3 protein-coding genes are annotated in these 1,817 nt (G+C 53.9%); 1 reads left to right on the top strand and 2 read right to left on the bottom strand.

Annotated elements, in window-relative coordinates:
• The coding region (locus OOZ53_RS26455) for a porin (protein WP_271092800.1) at positions 1-340 on the top strand (340 nt) is incomplete at its 5' end.
• A gap of 110 nt (positions 341-450) precedes the next feature.
• Here the strand turns inward: OOZ53_RS26455 and OOZ53_RS26450 are convergent.
• Both OOZ53_RS26450 and OOZ53_RS26445 read right to left on the bottom strand, forming a co-directional pair.
• Positions 451-1,296, bottom strand: a complete 846-nt coding sequence (locus OOZ53_RS26450; RefSeq protein ID WP_271092799.1) for a tyrosine-type recombinase/integrase — start codon at positions 1,294-1,296, stop codon at positions 451-453.
• Positions 1,297-1,495: 199 nt separating this feature from the next.
• Positions 1,496-1,817 (bottom strand): porin (locus OOZ53_RS26445; RefSeq protein WP_271092798.1); only part of this gene is annotated, 322 nt, incomplete at its 5' end.

The raw sequence follows: 1,817 nt of genomic DNA, 5'->3' as shown, positions 1-1,817 counted from the left end.
CGCGAATGCTTCGCCGGTAGGTATTGCTACGACCCACACACCTGAGTGGTCGGTCATTGCTTCCTACCAGCACCAGTTCGCACCGAACTTCAAGGGTTCGATCGGTGGTCAGTACTCTTCTGATTACTACGCCACTGCGATTGCCGGCACCGCACCGCTTGGCAGTGCAAGCACCGGTATCGACTCCTGGGCAATCGAAGGTGTTCTGGTCTGGAACCCGGTTGAGAACCTCGAAGTTCGCGGTGAAGTTCGCTACACCGACTTCCAGAGCAGCGCCGCTGTCGGTTACCCGGGTGGCGACAGCACGACGGGTCTCTTCCGTCTGCAGCGCAACTTCTAAGGTTTCTACCTGGAAGCCTAATTCAAGGGCCCGGCAGCTTGGCTGCCGGGCCCTTTTCTATACGTTGGTCACGAAGCGCGTTTTTCAGCCTGCTTCTTTGTGCGCTTTGATCAGTGGTGCAACTTGTTTAACGCCTCGGCGCAGACATCCAGATGCTTCGGAGACAGGTGCGCATAGCGCAGCGTCATGCTGAGTGTCCGGTGACCGAGAAACTCCTGGATCCGCTTTATATCGACGCCGGATTGTGCGAGACGCGAAGCGCAGGTGTGGCGCAACACATGCGGTACGACCTGACGGTCGCTACGCATATGGGTCTTGTCCTTGGCATCATTCCAGGCATTGCGATATTTGGCATAAGCCACACCATGAAAGGGGCCGGCCTTTCGGCCCGACATGCCGCGTTGTTCTTCAACGACCTTCTTTGCGCGATGGGTCATCGGAATAGTGCGGGGTCTGTATGATTTGGTTTCCCAGAAGGTGATGTAGTCACCCTCGATATCACCCCAGTTTAACTTCAGAGCCTCCCCCACACGCGCGCCGGTCTCGACGAGGAAACGGCTGATCTGCGCATATGCGTGATCGATATTCTCGATGCGGCCAAAGAGGTCGGCTTCTTCTTCTTTGGTAAGGAAACGGATACGCGCGTTTCGTTCAGGAAGCTTCCTGAACTCCGGCAGCTTGGTCAATCCGCCATTCCTGTGATGCTTGCGCAACAGTTTCGAGAGGCTGGCGAATTTACGGTTGATGGTGGAGTTGCGATTGCCCTTCTGGCGGAAGTAGATCGTCAGATCGTCCAGTAAGTTGTTGTCATACTCCGCGCGACCGCTGATAAGCATAAAGCGGTATATTTCGTCGATGTAACTACGGCACGCCTCCTTATGCTTGCCGTCCTCCCACAATAAATCGCTGTAGTTGCTCCACAATTCCAGGAGATTATTGTTTCTTTCACTCAGCATGACTTGCAACCACTAGCAAAATATCAAATGTATACAATCTTTTCGTGTTAAATCGTAAAGTTGATAATATGGCTCATTGCTTAGCATAGGTTGCCTCCTCCAGACAAGCGAAAGCACCCGGTAGAATCATCTACCAGGTTCATACTAGTTTTATTGACGGCCGCTTCGGTAGAAGCGGCCGTCGAGTTTTTAGCTCAACTTAGAAGTTGCGCTGCAGACGGAAGAGACCCGTCGTGGCGTCGCCGCCGTTGCCCTCGAATTCGGTGTAACGAACTTCACCGCGGACTTCGAGGTTCTCAACCGGGTTCCAGACCAGAACGCCTTCAACCGCCCATGAATCAAGGTTGTTTTGGACGTTACCAATCGGAAGAGTACCGGCAAGCGGAGTTGCGTAGTAGTCTATTGAGTACTGACCACCGATCGAACCCTTGAAGTTCGGTGCGAACTGGTGCTGGTAGGAAGCGATGACCGACCACTCAGGCGTGAAGGTGCCACCGACTGCCGGCGGAGAGCCATTTGCA

Origin of the sequence: Allohoeflea poritis, from assembly GCF_027889715.1 — a bacterium.
Lineage (GTDB): Bacteria > Pseudomonadota > Alphaproteobacteria > Rhizobiales > Rhizobiaceae > Hoeflea_A > Hoeflea_A poritis.
Note: the sequence above shows the minus strand (reverse complement) of the source record. Positions and strands in the feature narration are given on the sequence as shown.

Bases quoted from the DNA above. Each gene is read 5' to 3' on its own strand.
- OOZ53_RS26450 (WP_271092799.1), bottom strand. From the start codon at position 1,296: ATGCTGAGTGAAAGAAACAATAATCTCCTGGAATTGTGGAGCAACTAC.